Origin of the sequence: Mesotoga prima MesG1.Ag.4.2 (genome assembly GCF_000147715.2) — a bacterium.
GTDB classification, from domain to species: domain Bacteria; phylum Thermotogota; class Thermotogae; order Petrotogales; family Kosmotogaceae; genus Mesotoga; species Mesotoga prima.
This window is the reverse complement of sequence record NC_017934.1, coordinates 2,922,050-2,948,207: the sequence shown is the minus strand read 5'-3', so window position 1 is coordinate 2,948,207 and position 26,158 is coordinate 2,922,050. Positions and strand designations below refer to the sequence as shown.

Here is a 26,158-nt window from a genome sequence, read left to right as displayed (position 1 = left end):
TTTGAGATCATTCAAGCGGAGGTTCATAAGTGAAAATTCAGGGCTATTCAAAGGACTTCAAGCAAAGGATGTTAGACATTCAGTTAGATTACGAAAGAAACCATCCGGATGCCGAGAAATTCACAGCTGACGATTTCAGAAATCCCTTGCTGAACGGGAGAAAGAATATTCTTCTGGCAGTCGATAATGGAAGGGTTCTGGGATTCTCAAGATTCTTCGCCCGGCAGAATTTCTCAAGAGAGTTCTTTCATCACATTTGGCTCGAAATAATACTCGAGCACTTCGCAGATCCGGATCTAATGTCTGCCCTTTACAAAGCTTCGATTCCTTTGATTATCGAATCCACGAAGGGCTTCTTTCCGGCCGCGGGGAAGCGAATATGTGTAAAAATTGCCGACACCGAGAAGACTAAGAGTGATTTCTTTTCCTCTGTAGGATTCACTCACTGGATCGACTTTATTTACATGGAGAAGGATCTCAGTGAAGAGATTTCTTCTTATAGTCTCCCTGAAGGTTTGAATATCGCAAAGCTGAAACCCAGAAGAGAGCCGGAGATTTTGCAGTATCTCAGGGTTGAGCAGATATGCTTTCCCGATTCCCCACTAGAATACAAGTATCTCAATTACTTCTTCAGTAGAGCCGAATGGAGACGAGAAGGCGTAATAATTGCCGCCATCGATGCCGGAGGAAACATTGCAGGAAGTGTAATGATTTATCCCGATGCTCAAAACAGTGATAAGTGCTACACTGAGGAAATCTTTGTGGTACAGGAGTGGAGAGGAAAGGGTGTGGCGAGAGCCCTTTTGGCGACTTCTCTTACATACCTTAAGAAACTGGGCAAGACACGGGCAATTCTATCGGTGACGTCTGACAGAACCTCGGCAAAGAAGATCTATGAAGAAGCCGGATTCAAATTTCGGCTAAAGAGAAGAGTTCTCGCACTGGAAATATAAACGATAGTTATCAACTCCTGTTCACCTACCATTGCCTGACGGCCCAAAGGCGTCAAGGTATTGTGATAAACGAGTGAATTGCATAGTTACTTATGATCGAACACACACTTCTCTTGTTTGCACTCTGTCATCATTATCTATCACACTCTCAAGCGGGAGGTGAGTTCATGGAATCATCCGAACTTCTCTGGGAAAGCAGCAATGAGGAATTGAAGGCCGCTTGTAAAGTTCTAAACACCGACTATGTCTGTTTGACATGTGAAATGTCTTTTAAGAAGGGAGCGATCTTTGGGAATCCCGATGAAGTTCTTATGGACGCCGAAATGGCAGCGAAAGAACACAGATCTAGAAACCGTGTTTCGCCCTTTCACTCTATTCTCATGCATGAAAGGAAGTACACCGGACTCTCGGAACACCAGCAGACAATGATTGAGTATTCTTGCGCAGCACTGGGCAACAAATAAATTTCAAAAGAACTGAACTTGAGTCAACTACACGTTAGAAATCATAGATCCGGACTAAGAGAAAAGGCTAGACAGGCAAAGATCTTTCTTCTTCTTCACGAGATGATTGAACCCAGGGTAAACAAGGAAGACAGAATAGTAGATGTACATGGAAACGCAGCTACGGTAGATGAGCGGTAAGCGGTTACTGAGCGTGAACGAGCGGACGGCTCGCGAAATAGTTCAGTGATTCCGGTACGATGATCAGATTTCCGAAGAGGAAGAAGGACAGGTAATAATGCCATGGGAGATCGCAGGTGTTTGTGAGCCAGGGCTGAGATGCAACAAGGAAGAGGTAAACGAGAAGTTGAAGAGATTCTGCGATGATTAGTTCTCCTGAGGAGATATCTCATTGAATAGGGCTTGAGAGAGAAAGTCCGACGGTAGTTTATACTGACTTGTATTCTAATGAAGGCAAAGGTTTTGTTAAGCCACCTCCCGTAATCCCTTTTCAGCCGAAATAGTTGAGATCGCTATAATAAGCTTTTACAGTTGTTAACAATTCACGATGGTATAATTATATTAGATATACAAACGAATAACTATTTCAAACGGAGGTGTTTTTTTGAAGCTGCTAACCAAAAACGAGAAGATCACTATTGATCGATTTGAGAACATGGAAACTGCCGAGAGGGAAATCGGAATCGACAGAATCGTGGACTTCCTTCATACTCACCTTGAAGAGTACGGTGACGATAGAAAAGCAATTTGGAGATCCATTGAATATGCCTTCTCGAACGAAGCGGGTAAAGGTGGCTTCGTTCTTATTGCAAGACATGGAGAGAGGATTCTTGGTGCTTCTGTAGTAAACGACACGGGGATGAAGGAGTATATACCAGAACACATACTCGTTTACATCGCGGTTGACAGAGAAGCCAGAGGCATAGGCATCGGCAAAAAACTGATCAAACAGATAAAGAGAACATGCAACGGCGATATTGCCCTGCATGTTGAAGAGAATAACCCTGCAAGGTTTCTCTATAAAAAGATGGGATTCAAGACAAAGTATGCAGAAATGCGTTTTGCTCAAGATTAGTCGAAGACCCTATAGTTCTATGAAAACAACGTCAAATGTGAGAGAATAAATATAGATAATAATAGTCGGATATTAATTGGAGGTCTGATTTATGTCTGTAGAAAATGGAAAGAACGTTCTAGTTGTTTATTACTCTCATGACGAAAGTACTAAGTCAATTGCCGAATCAATTGCAGGCGAAACCAATGCCGATCTTCTCGAGCTAAAACCGGTGGAAAAAAGTGGCGGAAGAAAAGTGAAGTACATTTGGGAAGGGGAGAGTGTTAGCATGGACCCTGTGCCGGATCTTGAACCTTTTTTGCTTGATCCCGACAGTTACGACCTAATTTTTATTGGTTCACCGGTTTGGGCAATGAGCTACGCACCGCCAGTCGAAAGCTTCATTAGAAAAACTAAGCTTTCCAATAAAAACATCGCTCTATTTTGTACCCATGAGGGCCTAATGGGAATAGTTTTCCAGGAGTTGATGAGCAAGCTTTCGGAAAACAAAATTGTCGGTGCCATAGATTTCTACGATCCAATAGGTTCCGGCGTAAAGTACGCAGCCAACGCAAGTGCAAACTGGGCCAGACAGGTCCTGAAATCCCTGTCCTAGTATGAAATGAGAGTTACTAAAGATGGCTCTTGTCTTTAAAGCGAGGCAAGAGCTTTCCTTTTCAAAACTGATGATTTGTCTTTTTTGAGAGTGTAAAAATTAGATTAATCTAGCGGTGCGATTCCACGTTCTGTCGACCACTTTATTCGCCTTCCAATTGCTCACGGAAGTTCTGATATGCCGAAGAAATACGGTATAATCTGCGTGAGGTCTTTTTTCATGGTATGTGGGAGTTGATTCTAATGGAAGATTACAGATGGATCTACCTGGCCATTCTTCTGCAAGCAGCCTTGCTCGGCACGGTGCTTTTCTTTGGGGACACTTTGTTTCATTCTTCTGTTGAAAGCGAGTTTGCTAAAGAGGTTACTGCAAAGGAAATCGGTAGCTCCTTGCTAAGTGATTACTTGAAAGGCTTTGAAGATCGCTCGCTTCCAGAAGAGTCAAGGCTTACCGGATATTTGATTGAGGACATAATAGTTTTCGAGGGGACAGGCAACTATACAGTTCTGCTTGCTTCCATCTCGGTTAAGCCAACCGATATCGATAGCTGCTTATGGAATTCTTTGGGTTCAAGAGAAGGTAGCTGGATAAAAGACATACGGCTCTCTGTCTATTTGGAAAGAGACCAGACGGGCAGGTTTACAATTGTAAAAACCGTTCCTGCTATTTAGAAAAGATATCGACACAGTTTTTGCCGCTATTCTTTGCCGTGCACAGCACACTGTCGGCTCGATGTATCGTTTCGTCGACACTATGGTCGTTTTCTGGCAAACGTATTATTCCTATGCTCACCGCTGTTTACTGCTTTTCTTGGCAGATTTCTCTCGGCTGATCAAGTATTCTTTCCCCCATCGGCCTGGCATCTTCGAGGGATACTCCGGTAAGGATAATTAAGAATTCACCGCCTCCCCACCAGACTATTCGTTCACTGCTTCTAATGATCTTCTTAACAGATTCAGCAAGCTAAGAAAGCACAGAGTCACCACAGACACGACCGGAAGAGTCATTTAACTTCTTAAACCCGTCTACACCCGTCATTATGAATGAAAGTTGGAGAGGTTTCTTTTCGCTCTCTCGATTTCTGCTACCGAAAACTTCTTTAGTCCATACCTGCCAAGTGCTCCCGTGAGAGGGTCGTCAAAAGTTATCCTTGTCATCTCGAATCTGTTTCTTATTCTGTTGATTGCTTCTGCAGCATGGACTATAAGAACTTCCGCCAGCTCAATGGCTTCACTACTAAATTCATCCGGCTCTGTGGATATCGTTTGGAAGACCCCGTATCTTCCAACAGATTTGCTGAGAGCCGATCTGTATTTGCTACTTCTCGGTTTTGCCTCCCTGCCCTTCGAAGTATCTGGAAAGACTGGCGTCTTGCCTTCTCATAAGGTCCTGCCGCCTACCCCCTTCTCTTTGCTGTAGCGGACTTCACCGTTGTCAGAAACAGGTTCGGTTACTCTCTTAACAACAAGGTTTTCAAGCTCTACAATATCAAGACCGGGCATATCGAACTCCAGAATTTTCTTAGCATCCACGATCAGATCACAGACATGTTCACTTGCGGCCTTTGAAAGATCAAGAGCGAGTTATTGGAGTTTTCTAATCTTCTTCCTGTTCTCCCAAGGTTCTTTATTCGTCATCCTCTATCCGTTATTTCAACAAAGAATTTCGCACATCCAAACCTGAAACCTTCTCGTCGTTATCGATAACCATACTCCTGAAACATCTCTCGAAATTCTCAGACTTCACAAACTCAACAAAGCTCTCTCCCCCAGGGTAAGAGACGGAATCGGAAACTCTCAACCCCGATTCCCTGGCTCCTCTATTGAGGAACACGGAACCCGAATAAATGTCTTCGAAGCAAAGGCCAACAGGTGAGTTTTCAGTAATTGCCATATCATTTGAAAGGAAGAAGTTGCGATGTCTATCTTTCGCCAAATGTCTTTCCAAATCCACTAAATACGATCTTAGCCGAAGCATCTCCGCTCCTTTCGGCATGACCTACGTAATTTCGTTCTTTCTCAGAATTTTGCTGCCTAAAAGCGAAATTTACAAGCCTCTCCATCCCATGATCTATAGATGAGCAAAGACGATTCCCACGCCGAGGATCGACGGGAGTCCTTCAAAATCGAGATCCTATTCATCAAGACCATGGAACAAGCGGTCGAGTTCCTTAATTTCTTAAACTTTTTCTGCGTAATTTCTTCATTTATCACTGGGAGAACAGGTTCTATCCTCTTGGTCTCTCTGGCTTCAGAAAAGGAATCACAGAGTCGACATATCAACATAGAAATCGCTCTTGCTATACATTTGTTCTTCCTTCTATCTAGTTCTGAGGAGTACAACGCTGTACGAAACAAGGGAAACACTCTGGTTGAACGATACGTTTCGAGTTAGTATAATCTAGTTGCTCGTATTAATGTTTAGGATGAGATCATTGTGAAAAAGACCTATCAATGGACAACGAAAAGCATCACCATAATCGTCGTTTTGATTTTACTAAAATCTCTTGTATTTTACGGCTACACCGCTGAGCTAGCAAGGCTGTCAGTGTTGCTCGGGACTATTGCATGGATGGCTTTCCTATTGCTCTTGTTCTGGAATGTATTCAATGGCAAGTTTTTTCTCTTATATTGCATTATTTCATGCATACTCTTTGTAGATTTTTTATACTTCCAGTACTTCGGGTTTCTCCCTTCGGTCAAGGAGCTTGTGCATGTCGGTCACGTCGGTGCAATAAGTGAAAGCATAGTCTATGTTCTCCATCCAATAAGTTTTGTCTTTATCATTGATCTCATACCTGTTGGACTATACCTGAGAAAGAAGCAATCTAGACAGGACGAAACACCCATAAGGAAACCAACCTACCCGGACAGAATTATTGCCTTTGTCTTACTCATTAGCCTTTTAATACCGTTTTCCTCGGAAAGCCTCCAATCTTACTTTGTCTTCAACAGATATGGAGTCTTTGCCTACCATATGTTTGATCTTGTTAGGGTGATTCCGGGAGTCGATGGGGGGATAACTGTTGACGAAACAGTCTCTTATAATGGCTACGTGAATAAAATGGCTGAGCGGGGTAAATATTTTTCCGTTGCGAAAGATAGAAACATCATTGTTATTCAGCTCGAATCGTTTCAGGACTTTCTTGTCAACTTCGTTTACAACGACCAGGAGATAACACCTAATCTTAACCGGTTGGTTTCGAGTGATTCGATCTATTTCGATGAAATCTATCAACAGGTTGGAGCAGGAAACACCTCTGACTGCGAATTTGTAATTCTCAATTCAATGCATGCACTTGGTGATGTTTCAGTTTATCAGACTCGGGAAGAGAATAGCTTTTACGCTTTGCCGTCGCTTCTGAAATCCAAAGGTTATTTTCCGGTTGCCTTTCACGGCAATAATGGTTGGTTCTGGAATCGCGAGAAGATTTATCCTTCATTGGGATTTGACGATTTCATAAGTCTCGAGGATATGGAAAACGATGAGATTATTGGTTTTGGTTTGAGCGATTCTTCTCTTTTCAAACAGACACTGGGATACCTAAGAGGAATCGAAGAGCCTTTCTTCGCGTTCATTGTAACGCTTACAAGCCATAATCCCTATGAAATACCTGAGGAACTGAGAGCAATTGAACTCCTTCCAGAACATGAGGGCACTCTTTTCGGAAACTACATTCAATCGGTACACTATACCGATGCTGCTTTGGGCGAATTCATTGAAGGACTCAAAGAGGCCGGCCTTTACGACAGCTCACTCATTGCTCTTTATGGAGACCACGCAGGGCTATATCCTTTCAACAAAGAAAACAAAGATATATTGAGTGAGCTTCTCGCTTGTGAGTACGATTTCGTACACGCTATGAACATTCCACTCTTATTTCATATTCCCAATTCTAATCTCAATGTCCTGAACTCCAAACCAGGCGGTCAGATTGATTTCTTTCCCACACTGCTTAATCTCATCGGGATCGTAGAAAAGAGCGGAATACTGTTCGGTCGAGATCTTCTTAATTCGTCGTCGGGATTTGCCGCATTCACTCATTATGTTCCCGAAGGCTCATTCATCGACAATAACAGGATTTTCATAATGTCCAGCGACGGAATTCTCGATAACAGTGAAGCAATTGAGAGAAGAACGGGTAAAATGATCACCCCGTACAGCTGCCTGGACGGTTACAAAGATTCTATACAGCAGATACAGGCTTCGAAATATTTGATACTAAATAACTCTATTTCAAATCTAATGGGTGTTAGCAACGAAAGAGATAATTGATTCTGAAAGGTTAAACCCAAGTAATCTTTACATTCAGGTTATGTAGCCAGATATTCCAGCACTAGGTCAGCTTCAAAACAATTCTCATCAGAATTCAATATGCTCCGTGCAGGTTTTCTCTGGTCATTCTATCCTGACTTTCCTTTCGAGTCTGACTATTCCTTGAGACCAGTTCCTACAAGGCTTTTCACAAAGAGATTCTGCAAAAGAAAGAAGACTACAAGGGTCGGAATCACCGCTACCATCGTACCGGCCATAATGATTCCCCAGTTGTTCGCCGACTCAGCATCGATAAGCATCTTGACTCCGATCTGCACTGTTTTCATCTTGTCTTCCATCGTAACTATCAGCGGCCAGAGATAAATGTTCCATGAATAAACAAAGTTTATGATCGCGGAGCCTGCAATAATCGATTTTGAAAGAGGCAAGAGGATTTTTAGAAAGTATTTGATTGGTCCGGCTCCATCAATTCTTGCCGCATCCTCAAGAGAAAGGGGGATAGTCATGAATTGCTGTCTCATTAAGAAAGTGTTTGTTGCACTCGCCATGAAAGGTATGGTGAGGGCCCAGTATGTATTCACCCATCCAAATTTATTCATTAAGGAGAACAAGGGGACGATCATTATCGTCTCCGCAGGCAAGAATAGAGTTGCAAAGAGAAACCCGAAGGCGAGCCCTCTTCCTGCAAATCTGAAGTTCGAAAAGGCATATCCCGCAAGTGTTCCAGTAACGAGTTTCCCAAGAGTAATCGCAAGCGATACAATTGCACTGTTCAGAAGTAAACGCGCAAAAGGAACTGTCTTGAAAGCATCGAAGTAATTCTGGATGTGAAAGGCCGTAGGGAAAAACTTCGGTGGAAATGAAAAGACGCTTTGAGGCGGCTGAAGGCTCATGGTTATGGCCAAAATAACGGGCATAATGAATATGAAAGATACTGTGATCAATATTATCTCTATGATTATTGTATTAACTAACTTCCTAGTGGACTTCTTCATGACTACACCTCATTGATAGTGAACTCGTCTTTCCGCAACGGTGAAGTAGACTATTGTGACTACGACCATTATCATGAACATTATTACGCTTTGCGCCGAGGCGGGTCCTCTTTTCTGATAAGTGAATGCGTCAAGATAAAGCCTATATATCATATTTGTCGTGTAACCTCCAGGACCGCCCTTCGTCATTACATCGACTATTGCAAACGACGTGAACATCGTGCTGACAATGTTCATAATGACCAAATAGAATGTTATTGGTGAAACTAAAGGAAATATGATTCTCCAGGTCTTTTTCATGACCCCTGCTCCATCAAGAGTCGCTGCTTCAAGAAGGTCTCCCGAGACGTTCTGAATACTTGCAATATAGAAGATCATATTGAAAGGCAAGATCTTCCACACTGTCGCAAAGATCAACGCGTAGAACGCGTAAGGCTTTGACGTTAACCATTCAACCTGAAGTCCGAATAGTTTCATGAATACATAGTTTACGTGGCCAACAACCGGGTTCAAAAGGAAGGTCCAAAGGGTGCCGGCTATCGCCGGCGAAATAGCATAGGGCGCGAAGAGAAAGGTCCTGTAAAGTTTCGTTCCTGGAACGTTCTGAGTGAGGAGCATAGCGATTATGAAACCAAGGAAAATTGATAATGTAACAGAAAGCCCGACATAGATGACAGTTAGTTTCACTGAGGAAATGTACTGCTCATTGTTGAAAAGGTTTATGTAATTCTGGATTCCCACAAATGTCGTTTTGTTACCAAAAGTAGATACCCTGTAGAGACTCATTCTAAATGCTTCTACTGCGGGATAATAAATGAATAAAACGATAATCAGAAAGGTAGGTACCAGCAGAAGGTATGGTAACCACTTTCGCATTCTACACCTCCAGCATCAAGCGGAGCGGGCTGATCGCCCGCTCCGACCAATAAAAGAGCATTAGTAATTGGCTTCGTTATAGTCGCGAATTGCTTGAGTTGCTCCATCTTCAGCGTACTTCAGCGCCTCGGAAGGAGTCATTTCTTTAGCGATCATCTTTTCAATCGCGGTTGTTACCACGGTTCTTATCTCAGGGAATGCTCCAGTTATTGCTCCGTTAGTGTTGTAACTCTGGACTGAAAGCAAAAGTTGTAAAAGCGCTGTCAGGTGATCGGGGTAATCACCGTAATACCCGCTGGCAACGAGTTTCTCAACGGAATCCTTTCTAACCGGGAAGTATCCAGTAGCTTTGTGCCATTCAATCTGCTGCTCGGTGCTAGCCATGAACTTGATAAACTCCCAGGCAGCCTTGGTTTCTTCGTCTGGATGGCCATCGATCAGCCACAGACTTCCACCGCCTATGATAGCTCCTCCAGCTTTCGAATCAGAGGGTCTTGGCAAAAAGACACTACCAAGCTCAAAACCATTCGTCTCGGCGGATTCCATCATCAGGGCAACATCCGAAGTGGAAGTCATCAACATTGCCGCTTTTTGCGAAATAAACAGGTTTCTTGCAGCGGTCCAGTCTTCAAACTTCGTGTTTATCATTGTACCTTCCTGCGACATGGTATTCCACCACTCGAAGATCGCCAGACCTTCAGGAGTATTGAAGACTGCCTTCGTGGGTCTTCCGGTTCTGCCATTGTTCTGATCAATTAGCGGGGCGTCCTGTGCCGCCAGTAGTTGCTCAAAGAACCATGAATTAAGAGATACGGTAAATCCTGCCTGCTCCACGTTTCCAGCCGAGTCCTTTATGGTCAGCTTCCTGGCCACTTCGATGAAATCTTCAAAAGTAGTCGGAGGATCATGCGGATCTAGACCGGCCTTTTCAAAGAGCGACTTGTTGTAGAAAACGATTGCGTTTGATGAATTGAACGGCATCGAATAGAGTTTGCCATTTACCCGGTAATAGTTGAGAACCTGTGGCATGAACTTTCCGATATCAAATGTCGGGTCGGCCTCCATCATCTCTTCAATGGGGATTGCAACTTCGCCGTCGATCATCATCTGAGTTCCGATTTCGAATACCTGAACCACGTGAGGAGCTGTCCCAGCCTGCACAGCTGCGATCATTTTGTTAAGAGTATCTCTGTAGCTTCCGGTGTACTGAACTTCGACTTCAATGTCGGGGTGTAACTCCATGAACGCATCTGCCTGCGACTGCAGGAAATCGATTCTCCACCCACCCATTGCATGCCAGAACTGGATAGTAGTTGCTGAGAGAATAAGTGAGAACATCAAAACGACCGAAACAAGAAGAAACTTTTTCAAAAGAATCACCTCCATAAATTGGGATAGAATCTAGAGCTGAAGCAACTTCTCAGTTACACAAAGAAAAAAACCGCCCCCGAAAAAGGTAGGCAGTTTTCTCTTCGTCAGTACCACCGTATTTTCATTGTACAATAAAGCTTACAAAAAACAAAACAAATAGTCATACTAATTATTCTTTGTTCCTTACGCGATAATCGAGAAGGAGCTCGTCAATCTCTTCAATCTTTCCGCTTTCTGCCTTCCAGAAGTCCTGTGACATTGTCTTGTTCAACTCTTCAACAGACCTTCCCTGTTGCTCAACCCAAGTATAGTACTTTAGGTTGTGCCATCTCAATCTATTATCCATAGTCCCCTCGAATATCCAGTCTGTCTTTGCACCAAGAACATATGATTCAAATCTGTGCCTGGCTTCATCCCTGGTGAGTTCACCATAGGTTTTGGACATGTTTTCCATCACAGAGTGGTAGCGGTCGATGTTATCAGTCGCAATAGTCACGATGTTGTCTTTGTTGCTCATTTTGTAGTACTTCGCCATCTTTATCGCACCGACAATGTTCGCTACTCCTGAAATACCAAAAATGTCGGCCATTGTATCGACATCATCTGCTTTAAGAAACTCTTTCAGGAACTTCTTACCTTCTTCGTCCGTCATTACCTGAAGAAGTTTCTTACACTCGATATCGTCAAGCGCAACAACTGCATCGTTGTTCATTACATTGTGAATCCATGTGACGTGTTTATCCCCGATCCCCTGAATGTCGTGACCTCCATAACCGTTAAGTGATAGAGTCGGACATTGCACAGGTTCTCCAGCAACGATTTTAACTTCGGGATACACTTCCTTTATTCTGTCCCCACATGCAATAGTTCCTGCCGAACCCACCGTTGCCACTACTGCCGAAACTCTTCCGTTGCCAAGCCCGAGTTCGTCCATCATTTCCAGAATCGTATTTCCAGTTACGTAGTAATGAAATCTATAATTACCGAGCTCATCGAACTGATTGAGCACCCGTACTTTTTCCGGATTAGCCGCTTTAAGTTCCTTCGCCTTATCGTAGATTTCTTTCACGTTTGACTCGCACCCTGGAGTTGCGAATACTCTAGCTCCGTACTCTTTAATGATGTTGAATCTCTCCGCCGACATTTCTTCGGGAAGAATAACCACAGAGTCAAACTTCATTCTACAGCCGACCCATGCACCACCGATTCCATAGTTGCCAGTAGATGGCCAAACCAGAGTATGGTAAGTAGGATCCACTTCTCCTCTCAACACTTTTTCCATCAAAATCGAATACGTTGCTCCTACCTTGTGACTTCCAGTTGGGAAGTCTTTCCCATACAGTACAACGATATTCGCATCTACTCCAGTGAACTCCTTTGGAAGAACAAAATAGTAGATCCTGTTATCGATATCTCTCCAGGAAATGTTGTAAAGGTTTATCGGATCCAGGGGATCTTCCTTTCTCATCTTCCATGCAATCTCTCTGGTTTTTCTATCGATCTTCTCTGGATGCAACATTTCCTCGAATGTTGGACCGAGTACGAACTTACCCATGCTAATCCTCCTTGTTTACCAACAACTATTCTTGTAAAGACGACCCATTTTCTAAGAGCTGAAGCACATATTCTGGGGTAACCGGAATCCTTCTAACACGCTTTCCTATTGCCATAGAAATAGCATTGGCAACTGCGCCGGGTACCGGCATCAGCGAAGGCTCTCCTATCCCCTTCGCACCGTAAGGACCTTCTGGAAAGGGATCCTCCACAACATCAATGACCAGTTCTTTTGGAAGTTCGTGGACAGTCGGAATAATGTAAGTGTTGAAATTATCGGAGATGATCTTTCCGTCCTTTTGCTTCATGTCCTCGAATATTGCGTATCCCATCCCCTGCGCAAAACCGCCTTGAATTTGGCCAACCACTCCTTCAGGATTGACCGATCTACCGACGTCATGGGCTGTGAAAGCTTTGATAACTTTGCTGTAGCCTGTCGCCAGATCGACCTCGACCTGAACGACCTGGCTTGCATATGAGTAGGTGACGTACGCCTCCCCGATTCCGTTGTCCATATCGAATTTCAGTTTAGGCGTCTCATACCAGCCTGTTTCGAAAAGTTTCACATTTTTCTTGTAGGCATGTTCGACTACTTCATCGAATGACAACTTATTTTCATTTTCGCCATAAACACAACCATCTTCAAATCTCACAGATGAGAGTCGGCAACCAGTGAGTTCACAGAACACAGAGGCCAATCTCTCCCGCAGAGAAGCACAGGCGCTTTTCACCGCGTTTCCGGAGTAAATGGTAGTTCTCGATGCTACTGTAGGCCCGCTGTCCGGAACGAAGGCGGTATCAGGTTGATGAACAACAATCTTGTCCATACTCTGCCCCAGTTCTTCCGCCGCGATAATTGAGATCACCGTCTTGGCTCCCTGACCCATTTCCGTCCCACCAATTCTCACTTCGACAGAACCATCCCTGTCTATCAGCACGTGTGCGCCGGATTTGTCGAGAGCCTGACCTCCTGCACCGAGGCTGACCCCATAGAAGATGTGAGAGAGACCAACCCCTCTTTTGACTTCTTCACTAGACTTATTGAATTCCTCCGTCTCTTTCACAAGTTCCTTCCATTTCGAAGCCTTCTTAACTCTTGAAAGCGTCTCCGGAGCACCAACGCTATTAACTAACAGATGATCGGTAGAGGTCCTAGAACCCGGTCTAAGAGTGTTAATTTCTCTGAACTCCATTGGGTCGAATCCCATCTGGACAGCAATATCATCCAACATGCTCTCAACCGCAAAGAGAACTTGAGGAGAACCGAAACCTCTGAAGGCTCCCGGAGGAACTTTGTTTGTATACACTGCGTACACATCGACGTCAACATTTTCTATTTCGTAAGCTCCGGCCGCATGAACAAGCGTTCTGAAGATAACTATCGGAGTAAGGGTTGCATACGCTCCCATATCCATGTATGCCTCTATCGTCATCGCTTTGATTTTCTTTCCTTCAAGGGCAACTTTGTAGTGAGATTTTATGGGATGACGCTTCGAAGTTGTCTGGATGTCTATTTCTCTTGAATAAATCAGTTTCGCCGGCCTTCGAAGGTTATTGGCTACTATGGCTGCATATGAAGCGACATAAGAAGGAATGTCCTCTTTTCCTCCAAATGCACCGCCGGTTTCGGTTTGGATAACTCTTACTCGGCTCATAGGAATGCCCAGGACATTCGACACGGCCCCTTGCACATAGTAAGGACATTGCATTGTTCCGTAAACAGTGAACCCGTAGTCAATGTCGGGCACCACTATTACTCCCTGGGTCTCCATATAAGCCTGCTCCTGATAATGGGCGTAGAAATCTCCTTCGAATATATGTTCTGAATTCTCAAAGTACTTCGAGGCATTCCCTTTACGTATTCTTCTTGAAACGCCTACGTTGGACTTACCATGAATAACGATTTCATCCTTAATTGCCTCTTCTATTGTTAGAACCGGCTTAAGCTCTTCGATCTCAACATTCACAAGATCGGCAGCTTCTTCGGCTATCTTCTTGCTGCTTGCAGCGACTACAGCCACTACATCACCGTAGAATCTAACTCTTTCGCCCTCTTTGACTAGACAAGGCATGTCTTTTATCACATCGCCAAGCTGGTTCTCTCCGGGAACGTCTCTCCAGGTGAAAACACCCTCGACACCGGGAATCTTTTTTGCGGAAGAAGCATCAATACTCTTCAGAACTCCGTGTGCTTTCTTTGCAATAACAAGAGCGCAGTTTACCTGTCTATCAAAAGACACATCTGCTGCGAACTTTGCTCTGCCACTCACCTTCTCGCGAGCGTCGACTCTGTTGATTTTTTTGCCGACCACCTTCTCGTGTCTTTCAGGCATCTTCACCCTCCTCAACGAATAGCGTGACGAAATCATTTTTTTCAACGTCGACAAGGCCGAGATTCGTCAGCTTCAGCTTGGGGATAACTGAAAGCTGCACAAAAGAAAGCGTCATGAAGAGATCGGGTAAAGTGCTACCCATAATCTTTGTAGCTTCTTTCAATTCTGTTAATCTTTCTGCGACTTCCCTACTGGTAAGATCCGACATCAGGCCTGCAATTTTCAAAGGAAGCTCGGATGTTATCTTACCGTCAACGACGGAAACCAACCCTCCACCCATTTCTATCACTCTGTTTGCCGCACAGACCATATCGGAATCATTCACTCCCAATACACCAAGATTGTGCGAATCATGTCCAACAGAAGTTGCTACTGCCCCCTTCTTTAGCCCGGAGCCCTTTGCAAACGCAACTGACATAGACTTACCTTCGCAATAGCGACAGACGGAGGCCAGTTTCAAGACGTCACTATCGACATCGCTGACAACACATCCATTCTCAATTTTTGCGTCAGCTATTGTGCCACCGGTGAGTACCTCGCTTCCAAGAAGCTCTATTACTCTGATTTTTCTTCCCTCAGCCTTAACTCTTAAGTCATCCTCACAAATCTTCTGGCACTTGAATGTATTCGTCCTTTCCTGTGGAAAACTCTTTGAGATGACATCAGTGACCAGTCTTCCATCTCTTGCTACTATTCTAGAATCTTTGAAAACGATTCTCGGATTGAAGGACTCTAGATTGTCCACTACTACGAGGTCGGCCTTGTACCCGGGAGCAATAGCACCCATCGATCTCAAATTGTAATGTCTTGCAGTGTTTATCGTGGCTGCTCTTATGGCGATTATTGGATCTATACCGTGCTCTATGGCCTTCCGAATATTGTAGTCTATATGGCCCTCTCTGATAATGTCGTCGGGATGCTTGTCGTCGGTACAAAATGATACGAAGGGATAAGTCTTCTCGTTTATTAGAGGGAGAAGAGCAACGAGATTTCGCTCTACACTTCCCTCTCTGATAAGTATCTGCATACCTCTGGAAAGTTTTTCTCTCGCTTCCTCAACGTAGGTGCACTCATGTTCCGACCTTACAAAAGCACATATGTAGGCATTTAGAGGCTTACCCAAAACTCCAGGAATGTGACCGTCTATCTTTTTGTACTTGTGTCGAATCAACTCAATCTTCGCTATTGAATCCCGATCACCGTTTATGACATCCGGGAAGTTCATCACTTCACCCAGTCCAAGAACTCTGTTCTGGAATTTCTCCACAAAACCTATCATATCCATTACGCTGATCCTTGCCCCCGACGTTTCCATGGCTGATGCGGGGACGGCGGAGGGGATCATGATGTAGAGATTCACAGGAACTCCCTCTGTGGACTTGATCATGTATTCTATCCCGGAAAGACCCATTACATTTGCAATTTCATGAGGATCGGCTATCGCTGTGGTTGTGCCTCTTGCTAGGATTGTCTTCGAAAACTCGACCGGTGAAACCATGGATGATTCGATGTGAAGGTGAGCATCGATAAGACCTGGGACCACATAAGAACCTTCAAGATCTATGACCTCGAGTCCATCTTCGTAGTCACCGATTCCAGCAATGCGCTTCTTGAAAAGAGCTAGGTTTGCCTCTTCTATCTCCCCGCTGAAAACGTTCACGATCTTGCAGTTCTTAAGAAGAACATCTGCCGGTCTGTCGCCACGTGCGACCGGTATTATGTCGATGATATTCGTTCCAATCGCCCCCCTTCAAGGACTTTTAAGCTACGAAAGCAAGACCCCCGAGGTGCAGGGGTCTTGTAATCACTCGAAAATGCTTGTTGCGCTTCTCATGTTGACTTCTTGCGAAAGCTTATCCATGAATTCCTGCAAAGCAATTGAACCCAGATCCTTCTCACTTCTCAGCCTTACCGATATGGTCCCGTCTTCTTTCTCTCTGTCTCCAACGATGATCATATAAGGTACTTTCATCAGCTGAGCCTCACGGATCTTGTAGTTAGTTGACTTCTGGCGATCATCGACTTCAACCCTGAAACCTCTGGACTTTAATTCGGCCGCAACCGATTCCGCATATTCTGCATGCCTGTCGGCTATTGGGATCACTGAAACCTGGGTAGGAGCAAGCCAAGCGGGAAAAGCTCCGGCAAAATGCTCAATCAAAATACCCATGAACCTCTCAACGGAGCCGAATATCGCCCTGTGAATCATGACGGGCTGATACTCTTCGTTATCGGGTCCAACATACTTGATCCCAAAACGCTCGGGCATCATGAAATCAAGCTGAATTGTAGCACACTGCCATTCCCTACCAAGCGAATCCTTTATATGATAATCGATCTTAGGACCATAGAAAGCTCCATCACCTTCATTTACCTTAAACTCCATTTTCTTTGCTAAAAGTGAATCTTCAAGTGCCTTTGTGGCGATATCCCACAGCTCGACTTCGCCCATGTAATCTTCGGGTCTCGTCGAAAGCTCTGCTCTATACTCGAAGTTGAATGGGGAGTATATTTTCTGAACGAAATCGATTACTCCCATTATCTCCTGTTGAATCTGCTCACGTGTACAGAATATGTGAGCATCATCCTGAACAAATCCTCTGACTCTGAACAACCCGTGCAAGACACCGGATCTCTCATATCTATGTACCTTTCCGAATTCAAACAGTTTCATCGGAAGATCACGATAGCTTACCGATGAGGACTTGTATACGATTATGTGCCCGGGGCAATTCATTGGTTTGACAGCGAACTGCTGATCTTCTTTCTCCGTGAAATACATGTTGTCCCTGTAATGATCCCAGTGACCAGATGTTCTCCAAAGCGCATCAGACATAATCTGAGGGGTGCTAACTTCCCTGTAACCATCTTCAACATGCTTCTCTCTCGAAAACTGAAGCAGTTGATTAAGCATCTCCGTTCCTTTAGGCAAAAAAACAGGCATACCCGGAGCATATTCGTAATTGATTGTGAAGAGACCAAGCGCCGGGCCAAGCTTCCTGTGATCTCTCTTCTTCGCCTCTTCTATCATCCTCAGATAGTCTTCGAGATCACTCTTTTTTGCGAAGGCAGTGCCGTAAACCCTCTGAAGCATCTTGTTGTTCTCGTCGCCCCTCCAGTACGCACCGGAAACGGATGTAAGCTTGAAATACTTTACCTTACCAGTCGAAGAAACGTGAGGACCCCTGCAGAGGTCAACAAATTCGCCCTGTTTGTAGAAAGTAACCTTTTCAGCACCGGTGTCCTTAACCAGATCCTCGATCAGCTGGACTTTATAAGGCTGATCTTCTCTCTTCATAAGTTCAATGGCTTCTGATACAGGCAGTTCGAATCTCTCAACCGGGAGATCTTCCTTAATTATCTTGCTCATCTCCGATTCAATCTTCGGTAAATCCTCTTCTGTGATTCTCGTCTCGCCAAGATCTATGTCGTAATAAAACCCATTTTCTATGGTTGGCCCGATTGCTAGCTTGACTTTCTCCTTGCCATACAATCTCATTATCGCCTGGGCTAGTATATGGGACATAGTGTGTCTGAAGAAACGAGATGACTCGGGATCTTTGTCCAAGACAAGCTTGACCGAAGCGTCTTTTTCGATAGGCCGTTCAAGATCCCAAAGTTCTTCGTCGACAATCGCTCCAAAAGCACGTCTTGCAAGTCCCTCGGAAATACCCTTTGCAATCTCCGCCGGTGTTATCCCTGATTCGTATTCCTTTATCGAACCATCGGGCAGTTTTATCGAAATTGCCATTTTATCCTCCTGATTACGGTATAATCGCTACAGCCTCGATTTCTACCGGCGCGTTTTTTGGCAGGTTGGAGACCTCTACTACGGCTCTGGCAGGTTTGTGACCCTTAAAGTAAGTAGCGTAGATCTCATTTAGAATCGAAAACTTACCCATATCCCTTACGTAAACGTTGACCTTTACGATATTATCTGGGCTCGACCCGCCGGCGGCGACTACCGAGAATAAGTTATCAAGTGACTGTTTACAAGCTTCTTCAAAATCCGTCACCATTTCGCCAGTCAACGGGTTGAGGGGAATCTGTCCAGAAACAAAGAGAAAACCTCCCGCCGCAACTGCCTGAGAATAAGGACCAACTGCTGCCGGCGCCTTGTCAGTATTGATAACCCTCAACACAGTAACACCTCCCATTTCCGTTAATTATATCACTTGAGAATGGATGAAGTCGCGCGATATGCACTTAACGGAAATCGTTTATCGAGAAGAAAACATGTAGAATCTATAAGTGTATGGTGGAAGAAATACTTGCAAGAAGGGCATTAACAAAGTCTAATATTCCATTAACAGATTTCACTATCAATCCTTACGTTGGATGCAGCGTCGGATGCATATACTGCTTTGCAAAATTCATAGGCTCTTTCAAGGACTACGGAGGAGTATGGGGAAGAGATGTGAGAGTCAGAAAAAACCTCACATCTCTTCTGAAAAGAGAAATTATCAGACATCCCAAGCGGCCAGTTTTTCTCAGTACAACCTGCGATCCTTATCAGCAACTCGAAAAGAGATACGAAATCACAAGAGCAATACTGAGAATTCTCGTCTCTCACAGGGTTCCCGTCTACTTGATGACGAAATCCGCTTTGATAAGGAGAGACCTCGACTTGCTCCAGACCGCGGAAGGCGAAGCGAAAGTTTTAGTAACGATAACAACGGATAGAGAAGATGTGAGGAAGGTTCTTGAACCGGGTTCTTCTTCCTTTGAAGAGAGACTCGAGACAATCGATCTCTTAAGAGATAACGGAATTCAGACGGGAGCCTTTGTAGGACCTGTTCTTCCTATGAACGCGACAAGAGTTGCACTTGAACTATCAAAAAGAGTCGAAGAAGTCCATCTGGATCCTCTGAACTACTCCTTTCAGGTAAAGAATATCTTCTTGAAATTCGGCTGGCAATCCTGGCTTGAGAAATATACATTTCAAGAGGTTGAAAAAGAATTCAGAAAACACCTTCACCTGATCTAGCTAGAAAACAAATCCTGCCGCTATGTAAGGGAAGAAACTCATCGATTCGAGAGAAGGTGTGAAATCGAGATTTACTCCACCTTCAAGAAAGAGGCCAGAATCCGATAGGCCTAAACCAGCTCTAACTCTCGCTGGGACGTCCCATCCTTCGATACTTCCTCCGACTAGATCTATTAAACCCTTTAACTGAACTCCCAAACCGGCCTTCATGTAAAGAACGGTTATCGGAAGTTTCAGGTTCAAGCCTGCATAACTTAACATGGGATCGGCAAGCTCAAGTCTTCTTTCTGAAGGCCAAATCTGCGCAATCGGCAGATCGATAGATAACGGACCAACACTGGCTAGAAGAGAAAGCCGCGCACAACTTAGGCTCGTCTCATCTGACTGGGTTATATCAGCACCCACGCCCAGATCGATTTCCACGGCAACCAATAGAGAAAATGTGATGACGAAAAGGAAAAGACAAACCATTTGAACTGCTCTCACAAACAACACCCCCAGAAACCTTCAGTGCAAAGCCCAGTTTCGAAAACAATTATAACCCATGGATGCAAAGGCAAAGAAAGAAGTCGGTCTCTCCAATGGTAATAACATCAAGGATAATCGTCATTGAACACAGTGGCTCACACATGACCCGTAAGCAAAACAGTCTGTGCAAATAACGTTCCACACTTGTCCTGAAGAATGCCTTATTGTTGCGAGAAGTCAAAGTAGAGAAAGATAATCTAGAATAATTCAATTCATTTGATCCTCAAGGGCTATGATCGAGTTAAGATATCGACTCAAGGAATGCTATACTTTGCATAATGTATAACGCATCACGTTAATCGTTTATTAATCTTTCTTCTAAAAGAACGGGGCGGAATTATTACTGTCCCGCACATGGAGGTGTTTTGGATGAGGCTAAACAGGTTACTCGTAGTCGCGATTGTCTTGCTAATCGGGGTTGCGGCGCTGGGTTCAACGATTAAGGTTGCTCTTGTGGCGCCATTCACAGGACTGGGTTCTATTCTTGGTGACTACATCAAAATGGGCGCGCAGTTGGCACTCGAAGAGATCAATGCCGCTGGAGGAATCAATGGCGACATGCTCGAAATGGTTGTGTATGACGATGCGGCAAATCCGAGCACGGCCGCAAATGTTATCAGGAGAGCACTTTTCCAGGATAAGGTAGTGGCTGTCTTTGGACCGAACATGAGCAGTTCAGTCATTGGTGTTCATCAACTAGCACAGCAGGCGAAGGTTCCAATGCTTGTCGGAGCGACTTCCCCTTCATTCAGATATTCGGTGATTCCCAACGACTTTCTCTTCAGACTCAGAGCCGACGACAAAGTCAAAGTCATTCAGCTCGTAAAATATGCAGTAGAAGAGTTGGGCATTGAGAAGCCCGGAGTTATCTATGGCTCGACTGACTATTGTCTCGCTGCTCTCGATGTTGCTAAAGAGGAGTTCCCCAAGTATGGAATCGAAATAGTCGCAATGGAGCAGATCAAGGAAGGCGACAAGGATGCAACTGGTCAGCTTCTGAAACTAAAGAACGCCGGGTTCGATGGATTGATAGGACTTACACACGAATCTGAGGCTGCTGTAACAGTAAATCAACTCAGACAGTTGCAGATCGATGTCCCCATAATTGGGTTCTCTGCATGGGGCGTTCCTGCGTTCACAGATCTAGCACCGGAAGCAGCGATTGGTGTATACTCCGTTCAGGGATTCAATCCAATAGATCCCGATCCTGCAGTTCAAGCATTTGTTGAAGCCTATAAGGCCAGATGGGATGGCAAGGAACCAAGCGACCCTGGACAGGCTTACTATGACGGAATGTACCTTCTGGCAGATGCACTCAAGAATGTTGGAACAGACGGTACTAAGCTTGCTGAATACCTTGCGAATGAAGCGAACATCGTTGGTGTTCAGGGCGAACTCAAGTGCGACGAACACCACAACTTCACAAACGTCTGTCTAATCTCCCAGTTCGACGGAAAAGACTGGCAGATAATCACTAAGTTGTACTAAGCCTCTTTGCGGGAGGGGGCGTCCTGCCTACCTCCCGTTTACTTCCCTATAAGGAGTGTGAGTGATGCTTCAAGACATTCTCCAAAACATAGTTTCGGGGGCTTCGATCGGTGCCACATATGGACTCGTAGGACTCGGCGTGGTTTTCCTCTGGCTGACGATCTCAAGAATAAACTTCGCCAACATCTCGTCAGCGATGTTGGGAGCCTATCTGTTCTACAGTTTCTACACTCAGCTGAACCTGGGTTTTTTCATCTCTTTCGTTTTGTCTATTGCCATCATAGGGCTATATGGACTGGGGCTCAGAATATTCATTTATGAGCCAATCAGAAAGAGGGGCGGTGGGCGTCTCGAATTCGTCGTTGCCACACTTATGCTGTGCACTTTTTGGCTCAACTTTATAATTGTCACTTATGGGGCTCTACCAAAACCCTTCCCGCCGGTATTCGGAGGAAGCAACGACTTCATTTCACTCGGTGGCATAAGAATTCCCTCTCTCTACTTGAACATCTATCTTGTAATTGCAATTCTTATGGTTTTCATCTATTTTATACTTAACAAAACGCTTATTGGAAAATCATTCCGTGCAGCTGCTCAAAATAGAGAAGCGGCAGCTCTCATGGGAATCGACGTGAAGGTAACGACCTCTCTCTCCTTCATTCTGGCGACAGTCGTCGTGGGAATTGCCGGAATACTCCTTGCGCCTATTTACTTTGTCTCTCTTGAACTTGGAGGAGGTTCTATAGGGGTCAAAGGTTTTGCGTCGGCAGTACTGGGCGGATTGACAAACCCTTATGGAACGATACTCGGAGGAATATCTCTTGGTTTACTCGAAAACTTCTCGACCCTCTATATCTCTTCAACATATAGAGACGTAATTTCCTTCTCGGTTCTTGTAGCCGTTCTGATACTGAAACCTTCCGGGATATTCAACTGGAAGAGAAAGAAGATATAGGGGGCACAAGATGAAGAAGACGATTTTCGTAATAGGAGCAATTCTACTAATAATACTGTTCCCACTTTTTGTGAAGAACTCGTACCATCTTTACCTTATGAACAGAGCGTTAATTCATGCGATTCTTGCCACTGGATTAGTTTTTCTCACAGGGTTCGCTGGTCAAATCTCACTGGGGCAGGCCGGTTTCTATGCCATTGGTGCCTACTCCTCCGCTTATTTCACGGTCAAGCTTGGGATGCCGATCGTTGTTGGCATAATTGCCGGTATAGTGATTAGCGTTATTGCTGGATTCCTGTTGAGTATTCCATCATTCAAACTCAAGGCCTTTTTCTTATCTCTTGTAACCATTGCATTTGGCCAGATAGTCTGGATGCTGGTAATAAACTTAACGCCAATCACAGGTGGTCCTTACGGATTCTTTGGAATTCCATTCTATTCGTTTGGGGGCGTGATGCTATCCTTTGGGCAGGTCTTTTGGCTATTTGGAGGGTTATTGCTCCTTTCAGTTTTCATTATGTTCCGCATAAAACACTCGCACTTTGGTAGAGCTATGCTGGCTATGAATGATGATGACGTTGCTACCGAGACTTGTGGAATATCTACGAAAAAGCTCAAGATCGCAGCTTTTGGCTTTTCTGCAGGATTAGCAGGACTGGCGGGAGCACTGTATGCTCATCTAGCCGGTTTTCTCTCACCCGAACCATTCACCTTTTTTGAATCCTCAAATTTCGTCGCCATGGCCGTCGTGGGCGGTCTTAGACATATGAGTGGTGGAGTTGTTGGCGGAATAGGTCTTACGCTTCTTCCCGAGTTTCTGAGATTTGGAGGCTGGGAAAATTACTATCTAATGGTCACTTCTCTAATAGTGATTGTCATCGTAATATTTATGCCTATGGGACTTGGCCCTATCCTAGAAAGCTTATTCAGAAAGGTTTTCAGGGTAAAGAGAAACAACACAAAGACGTTGTAAGGTGGGGTGAAAATGGACATTCTCAGAACTGAAAATATGACCAAGAGATTCGGAGGAGTTGTGGCTAACAATGATCTGTCAATAGGGATTCCCGAAGGCGAGATCACAGCCTTAATCGGTCCCAACGGCTCGGGCAAAACAACGTTCATTAATGTTGTAACGGGAGTACACCCTATCACAAGTGGAAAGGTATATTTCAAGGATCAGGACATAACGGGGATGGAAATAAACAGGATTAGCAGGTTGGGTATTGCAAGAACCTTCCAGAAGATTCGACTCTTCGAGAATCTCTCAGTGATTGAGAACGTACTTGTCGCCAGAAAGTCTTTCTATAAATCCGGCCCTTTGAGCGTAGTTCTAGGAACTCCGAGTTTCAGAAAGGAAGAAAAAGAGAACAGAGAAAAGGCCATGGAACTTTTGGAGCTCGTGGGTCTTGAGGATAATGCTTATGATTCCCCGAAGGGTATGGCATATGGATTACGGCGTTGTCTAGAGATTGCAAGAGCTTTAGCTCTGGAACCTCAGCTGATTTTCCTCGACGAGCCTGCTGCAGGAATGACTAGAGATGAGTTCAAAGTGATAATGAACCTGATGATGATTCTCAAAGAGAAAGGTATAACGATTCTGCTCGTGGAACACACTATGGACTTCATCAAGGCTGTGGCTGACTGGGTATATGTTCTGAACTTTGGCCAGATAATCGCCAAAGGTACGTTTGATGTAATAGAAAAAGATCCGCTTGTTCTCAAAGCTTATCTGGGGGAGGATTGATTATGACTTTGCTTGAAACGAGAGACCTATCTGTCTCCTACAATGAAGTTCCTGCTCTCAGAAGAGTATCTATAAAGGTGATGAAAGGAGAAGTTGTTTCCGTGCTAGGCCCAAACGGAGCGGGAAAGACAACTCTCTTGAAGAGCATCTCTGGACTGGTCGGTTCTGAACCCGGCAGCAAAATTCTGCTGAACGGCGAGGAGATCCAGCATCTTGCTCCCCACAAGATTACTAGACTTGGAGTTATTCACGTTCCGGAAGGAAGACAGGTTTTCGCGGAGCTCTCCGTGCAAGAGAACCTAGAAGTCGCCGCCACCAGAATCGGGCTTTCTAAGGCTCGCCCAAACATTGAGAGAGTTTACGAACTCTTTTCCGAGCTCAAATCTAGAAAGAACCAGATGGCAGGTACTCTTTCCGGAGGAGAGCAGCAAATGCTTGCTATAGGAAGAGCGATCGTGTCCGATCCGGTAATTATGATGATCGACGAACCATCGATGGGTCTCGCGCCGGTAATCGTCAAAAGAATATTCGAGACCCTGAAGAAATTTGTCAAGGATACTGGCCTTACGATGCTGATAGTCGAACAGAACGCAAAGCTTTCACTTCCAATGAGCGACAGAGTCTACATAGTTTCTCAAGGTCAAATAAAACTTGAAGGCTCGGTTGACGAAGTGAAAAGCGACGAGCGAATCCGCGAAATGTACTTTGGTGGCAAGTAAGATGGAGTTTTCCTTAGATTACAGAGAAGGGAGAAGAGTCAAGTTGGAAGTGCCCGCGGGTCAAGTAATACTTCCCGCGATTTCCGCTGAGCCGGCTGAAGCCGGAAGCTCCTTAACCGAATCGATTTCAATGCCGATCGGCACTGCACCACTTACTAGTCTCGCGGAGTCAGCAAAAAGTATCGTGTTTATTGTGGAAGACCACACGAGGCATTCACCCGTACTGGAAACTCTGGACCTTCTAAGAAAACTCTTCGAAAGTCGCGGAATTTCGTGGGACAAAGTTTCTCTCCTTATCGCTACCGGAACCCACAGGCAGATGAAACCCGAAGAGCTTCAAGAAAAGTTCGGAGTATTCTCTTCAGATACAAGAATCGTTCAGCATAAAGCCGAAGAGACTGCCAAGATGAAAGATTTCGGGGAGTTTCTTGAGGTACCGATTCAAGTAAATGAAGCTATAGAGGCCGACCTCACAGTTGGAATAGGTTCCATTGTTCCTCACAGATTCTCCGGTTGGTCGGGAGGGGCAAAGATAGTCCTTCCGGGAGTCGCCTCATATGAAAGTGTCTTCAAATCTCACAGAATGGCAATATTGAAAAGCAAGGCAGACGTGGGAGTATTTGAAAATGAATTCAGAGAGCTGATAGACGAAACCGGAAGTCGAGTGGGGCTTGATTTCATTATAAATTTCTACTACGATATTAACGGATCAACTGCCGGGACCGTTGCGGGGAACCACGTGCTAGCCCTCAGAAAAGGGGTAGAGCTCGCGAGAAAGCAGCTTCTTCGGCAGTATCGCGAAAGGACAGATGTTACGGTCATTTCTTCCTTTCCTTCTGTAACTGATTTCTGGCAATGCGGCAAGGCTCTGTACACGTCGGACTTGATTACCAAAGATGGTGGGGATATCGTTATGGTTTCTTCACTTGACGAGGGTTTTGGAGACCATCCACTTTTCGCTTCTCTCTTAAAACTTGAGGAAAATGAAATTCTAGAGAAACTCGATATGATAACCACCGAAGATCCCCTCGCTTATGTAGCGGCTTACGCCGTAAGAAAAGTACTGCAGAAGAAGAAGGTTCACATTGTCAGCGACACAAAGTTTGCTGAGGAATTTGATGAGCTAGGATTACGTGTCAATCCAGATATTCAATCTGTAGTTGACCGATTGATTTGTCCTGGTAAGAGTGTTTCTGTCCTTCAGAACTCACTCGTGCTGCCAGAGATAACTACTGAGGAGGTATAG

25 protein-coding genes and 1 pseudogene are annotated in these 26,158 nt (G+C 44.7%); 14 read left to right on the top strand and 12 right to left on the bottom strand.

The genetic code is table 11. The features are described from left to right. The first annotated feature begins 29 nt into the window (after positions 1-29). The 6 genes from THEBA_RS13545 (at position 30) to THEBA_RS13525 (ending at position 3,758) form a co-directional block, all read left to right on the top strand. Positions 30-953 carry a GNAT family N-acetyltransferase gene (locus THEBA_RS13545; protein ID WP_014732001.1) on the top strand — a complete coding sequence of 308 codons (924 nt, stop codon included), beginning with the start codon at positions 30-32 and terminating at the stop codon, positions 951-953. 167 nt (positions 954-1,120) lie between these two features. Then, positions 1,121-1,417 (top strand): hypothetical protein, encoded by a 297-nt coding sequence (locus tag THEBA_RS13540; RefSeq protein ID WP_041928356.1) that lies wholly within the window; start codon positions 1,121-1,123, stop codon positions 1,415-1,417. Between the two features lie 18 nt (positions 1,418-1,435). Then, positions 1,436-1,597: a hypothetical protein gene (locus THEBA_RS14475; protein ID WP_158309316.1), complete on the top strand. Its 162-nt coding sequence runs from the start codon at positions 1,436-1,438 to the stop codon at positions 1,595-1,597. Positions 1,598-2,021: 424 nt separating this feature from the next. Next, a complete protein-coding gene (locus tag THEBA_RS13535; RefSeq protein ID WP_014731999.1) occupies positions 2,022-2,492 on the top strand; it encodes a GNAT family N-acetyltransferase in 471 nt (156 codons plus the stop codon). Positions 2,493-2,583: 91 nt separating this feature from the next. Beyond that, entirely contained in the window at positions 2,584-3,087 is a 504-nt protein-coding gene (locus THEBA_RS13530) for a flavodoxin family protein (RefSeq protein ID WP_014731998.1), read from the top strand. Positions 3,088-3,329: 242 nt separating this feature from the next. Next, the gene (locus tag THEBA_RS13525) at positions 3,330-3,758 is read left to right on the top strand and encodes a hypothetical protein (protein ID WP_014731997.1); all 429 of its coding nucleotides are present in this window, start codon (positions 3,330-3,332) and stop codon (positions 3,756-3,758) included. A 292-nt stretch (positions 3,759-4,050) separates the two neighbouring features. Here the strand turns inward: THEBA_RS13525 and THEBA_RS15035 are convergent. From THEBA_RS15035 to THEBA_RS13515, 3 genes and pseudogenes are all read right to left on the bottom strand, one after another. Next, positions 4,051-4,152 (bottom strand): annotated as a pseudogene (locus THEBA_RS15035) (diguanylate cyclase); the annotation flags it as partial. Positions 4,153-4,466: 314 nt separating this feature from the next. After that, on the bottom strand, positions 4,467-4,619 hold the full coding sequence (locus THEBA_RS14525) for a hypothetical protein (protein ID WP_173362777.1): 153 nt from the start codon (positions 4,617-4,619) through the stop codon (positions 4,467-4,469). Positions 4,620-4,734: 115 nt separating this feature from the next. Further along, positions 4,735-5,064, bottom strand: a complete 330-nt coding sequence (locus THEBA_RS13515; RefSeq protein WP_014731995.1) for a hypothetical protein — start codon at positions 5,062-5,064, stop codon at positions 4,735-4,737. 459 nt (positions 5,065-5,523) lie between these two features. On the opposite strand from THEBA_RS13515, the gene THEBA_RS13505 reads away from it, so the two are divergent. Next, on the top strand, positions 5,524-7,362 hold the full coding sequence (locus tag THEBA_RS13505; protein WP_014731994.1) for an LTA synthase family protein: 1,839 nt from the start codon (positions 5,524-5,526) through the stop codon (positions 7,360-7,362). Between the two features lie 155 nt (positions 7,363-7,517). Here the strand turns inward: THEBA_RS13505 and THEBA_RS13500 are convergent, their stop codons facing one another. The 8 genes from THEBA_RS13500 to THEBA_RS13465 all read right to left on the bottom strand — a co-directional run bounded on the left by THEBA_RS13500 (position 7,518) and on the right by THEBA_RS13465 (position 18,633). Further along, complete coding sequence (locus THEBA_RS13500; protein WP_006487334.1) at positions 7,518-8,357, bottom strand: carbohydrate ABC transporter permease; 840 nt, start codon at positions 8,355-8,357, stop codon at positions 7,518-7,520. A gap of 9 nt (positions 8,358-8,366) precedes the next feature. Beyond that, positions 8,367-9,233, bottom strand: a complete 867-nt coding sequence (locus tag THEBA_RS13495; RefSeq protein WP_014731993.1) for a carbohydrate ABC transporter permease — start codon at positions 9,231-9,233, stop codon at positions 8,367-8,369. Between the two features lie 60 nt (positions 9,234-9,293). After that, a complete protein-coding gene (locus tag THEBA_RS13490; protein WP_014731992.1) occupies positions 9,294-10,604 on the bottom strand; it encodes an ABC transporter substrate-binding protein in 1,311 nt (436 codons plus the stop codon). Between the two features lie 169 nt (positions 10,605-10,773). Then, positions 10,774-12,159 carry a PLP-dependent cysteine synthase family protein gene (locus THEBA_RS13485; RefSeq protein WP_014731991.1) on the bottom strand — a complete coding sequence of 462 codons (1,386 nt, stop codon included), beginning with the start codon at positions 12,157-12,159 and terminating at the stop codon, positions 10,774-10,776. A 25-nt stretch (positions 12,160-12,184) separates the two neighbouring features. Next, the gene (locus THEBA_RS13480) at positions 12,185-14,491 is read right to left on the bottom strand and encodes a xanthine dehydrogenase family protein molybdopterin-binding subunit (protein WP_014731990.1); all 2,307 of its coding nucleotides are present in this window, start codon (positions 14,489-14,491) and stop codon (positions 12,185-12,187) included. Beyond that, entirely contained in the window at positions 14,484-16,232 is a 1,749-nt protein-coding gene (gene ade / locus THEBA_RS13475; protein ID WP_014731989.1) for an adenine deaminase, read from the bottom strand. The genes THEBA_RS13480 and ade overlap by 8 nt, the downstream gene beginning before the upstream one ends. Before the next feature lie 63 nt (positions 16,233-16,295). Next, positions 16,296-18,242, bottom strand: coding sequence for a threonine--tRNA ligase (thrS, locus tag THEBA_RS13470; protein WP_014731988.1), 1,947 nt, complete (start codon positions 18,240-18,242; stop codon positions 16,296-16,298). A 13-nt stretch (positions 18,243-18,255) separates the two neighbouring features. After that, the gene (locus THEBA_RS13465; protein ID WP_006487325.1) at positions 18,256-18,633 is read right to left on the bottom strand and encodes a RidA family protein; all 378 of its coding nucleotides are present in this window, start codon (positions 18,631-18,633) and stop codon (positions 18,256-18,258) included. Between the two features lie 113 nt (positions 18,634-18,746). On the opposite strand from THEBA_RS13465, the gene THEBA_RS13460 reads away from it, so the two are divergent. Beyond that, positions 18,747-19,478 carry an SPL family radical SAM protein gene (locus THEBA_RS13460; RefSeq protein ID WP_014731987.1) on the top strand — a complete coding sequence of 244 codons (732 nt, stop codon included), beginning with the start codon at positions 18,747-18,749 and terminating at the stop codon, positions 19,476-19,478. Here THEBA_RS13460 and THEBA_RS13455 read toward each other — a convergent pair whose 3' ends face one another. Continuing rightward, a complete protein-coding gene (locus THEBA_RS13455) occupies positions 19,479-19,964 on the bottom strand; it encodes a hypothetical protein (RefSeq protein ID WP_014731986.1) in 486 nt (161 codons plus the stop codon). Between the two features lie 411 nt (positions 19,965-20,375). On the opposite strand from THEBA_RS13455, the gene THEBA_RS13450 reads away from it, so the two are divergent. The 6 genes from THEBA_RS13450 to THEBA_RS13425 all read left to right on the top strand — a co-directional run bounded on the left by THEBA_RS13450 (position 20,376) and on the right by THEBA_RS13425 (position 26,158). Then, a complete protein-coding gene (locus THEBA_RS13450; RefSeq protein WP_014731985.1) occupies positions 20,376-21,494 on the top strand; it encodes an ABC transporter substrate-binding protein in 1,119 nt (372 codons plus the stop codon). A 64-nt stretch (positions 21,495-21,558) separates the two neighbouring features. Beyond that, complete coding sequence (locus THEBA_RS13445) at positions 21,559-22,449, top strand: branched-chain amino acid ABC transporter permease (protein ID WP_014731984.1); 891 nt, start codon at positions 21,559-21,561, stop codon at positions 22,447-22,449. Between the two features lie 10 nt (positions 22,450-22,459). Then, positions 22,460-23,422 carry a branched-chain amino acid ABC transporter permease gene (locus THEBA_RS13440; protein ID WP_014731983.1) on the top strand — a complete coding sequence of 321 codons (963 nt, stop codon included), beginning with the start codon at positions 22,460-22,462 and terminating at the stop codon, positions 23,420-23,422. A gap of 12 nt (positions 23,423-23,434) precedes the next feature. Beyond that, complete coding sequence (locus THEBA_RS13435; RefSeq protein ID WP_014731982.1) at positions 23,435-24,193, top strand: ABC transporter ATP-binding protein; 759 nt, start codon at positions 23,435-23,437, stop codon at positions 24,191-24,193. Positions 24,194-24,195: 2 nt separating this feature from the next. After that, complete coding sequence (locus THEBA_RS13430) at positions 24,196-24,912, top strand: ABC transporter ATP-binding protein (protein ID WP_014731981.1); 717 nt, start codon at positions 24,196-24,198, stop codon at positions 24,910-24,912. Between the two features lies 1 nt (position 24,913). Beyond that, positions 24,914-26,158: a nickel-dependent lactate racemase family protein gene (locus THEBA_RS13425; RefSeq protein WP_014731980.1), complete on the top strand. Its 1,245-nt coding sequence runs from the start codon at positions 24,914-24,916 to the stop codon at positions 26,156-26,158.

Coding starts and splice junctions, on each gene's coding strand:
- THEBA_RS13540 (WP_041928356.1), top strand. CDS start 1,121: ATGGAATCATCCGAACTTCTCTGGGAAAGCAGCAATGAGGAATTGAAG.
- THEBA_RS13530 (WP_014731998.1), top strand. CDS start 2,584: ATGTCTGTAGAAAATGGAAAGAACGTTCTAGTTGTTTATTACTCTCAT.
- THEBA_RS13525 (WP_014731997.1), top strand. CDS start 3,330: ATGGAAGATTACAGATGGATCTACCTGGCCATTCTTCTGCAAGCAGCC.
- THEBA_RS13515 (WP_014731995.1), bottom strand. CDS start 5,064: ATGCTTCGGCTAAGATCGTATTTAGTGGATTTGGAAAGACATTTGGCG.
- THEBA_RS13500 (WP_006487334.1), bottom strand. CDS start 8,357: ATGAAGAAGTCCACTAGGAAGTTAGTTAATACAATAATCATAGAGATA.
- THEBA_RS13495 (WP_014731993.1), bottom strand. CDS start 9,233: ATGCGAAAGTGGTTACCATACCTTCTGCTGGTACCTACCTTTCTGATT.
- THEBA_RS13485 (WP_014731991.1), bottom strand. CDS start 12,159: ATGGGTAAGTTCGTACTCGGTCCAACATTCGAGGAAATGTTGCATCCA.
- THEBA_RS13480 (WP_014731990.1), bottom strand. CDS start 14,491: ATGCCTGAAAGACACGAGAAGGTGGTCGGCAAAAAAATCAACAGAGTC.
- thrS (WP_014731988.1), bottom strand. CDS start 18,242: ATGGCAATTTCGATAAAACTGCCCGATGGTTCGATAAAGGAATACGAA.
- THEBA_RS13460 (WP_014731987.1), top strand. CDS start 18,747: ATGGTGGAAGAAATACTTGCAAGAAGGGCATTAACAAAGTCTAATATT.
- THEBA_RS13450 (WP_014731985.1), top strand. CDS start 20,376: ATGAGGCTAAACAGGTTACTCGTAGTCGCGATTGTCTTGCTAATCGGG.
- THEBA_RS13445 (WP_014731984.1), top strand. CDS start 21,559: ATGCTTCAAGACATTCTCCAAAACATAGTTTCGGGGGCTTCGATCGGT.
- THEBA_RS13440 (WP_014731983.1), top strand. CDS start 22,460: ATGAAGAAGACGATTTTCGTAATAGGAGCAATTCTACTAATAATACTG.
- THEBA_RS13435 (WP_014731982.1), top strand. CDS start 23,435: ATGGACATTCTCAGAACTGAAAATATGACCAAGAGATTCGGAGGAGTT.
- THEBA_RS13430 (WP_014731981.1), top strand. CDS start 24,196: ATGACTTTGCTTGAAACGAGAGACCTATCTGTCTCCTACAATGAAGTT.
- THEBA_RS13425 (WP_014731980.1), top strand. CDS start 24,914: ATGGAGTTTTCCTTAGATTACAGAGAAGGGAGAAGAGTCAAGTTGGAA.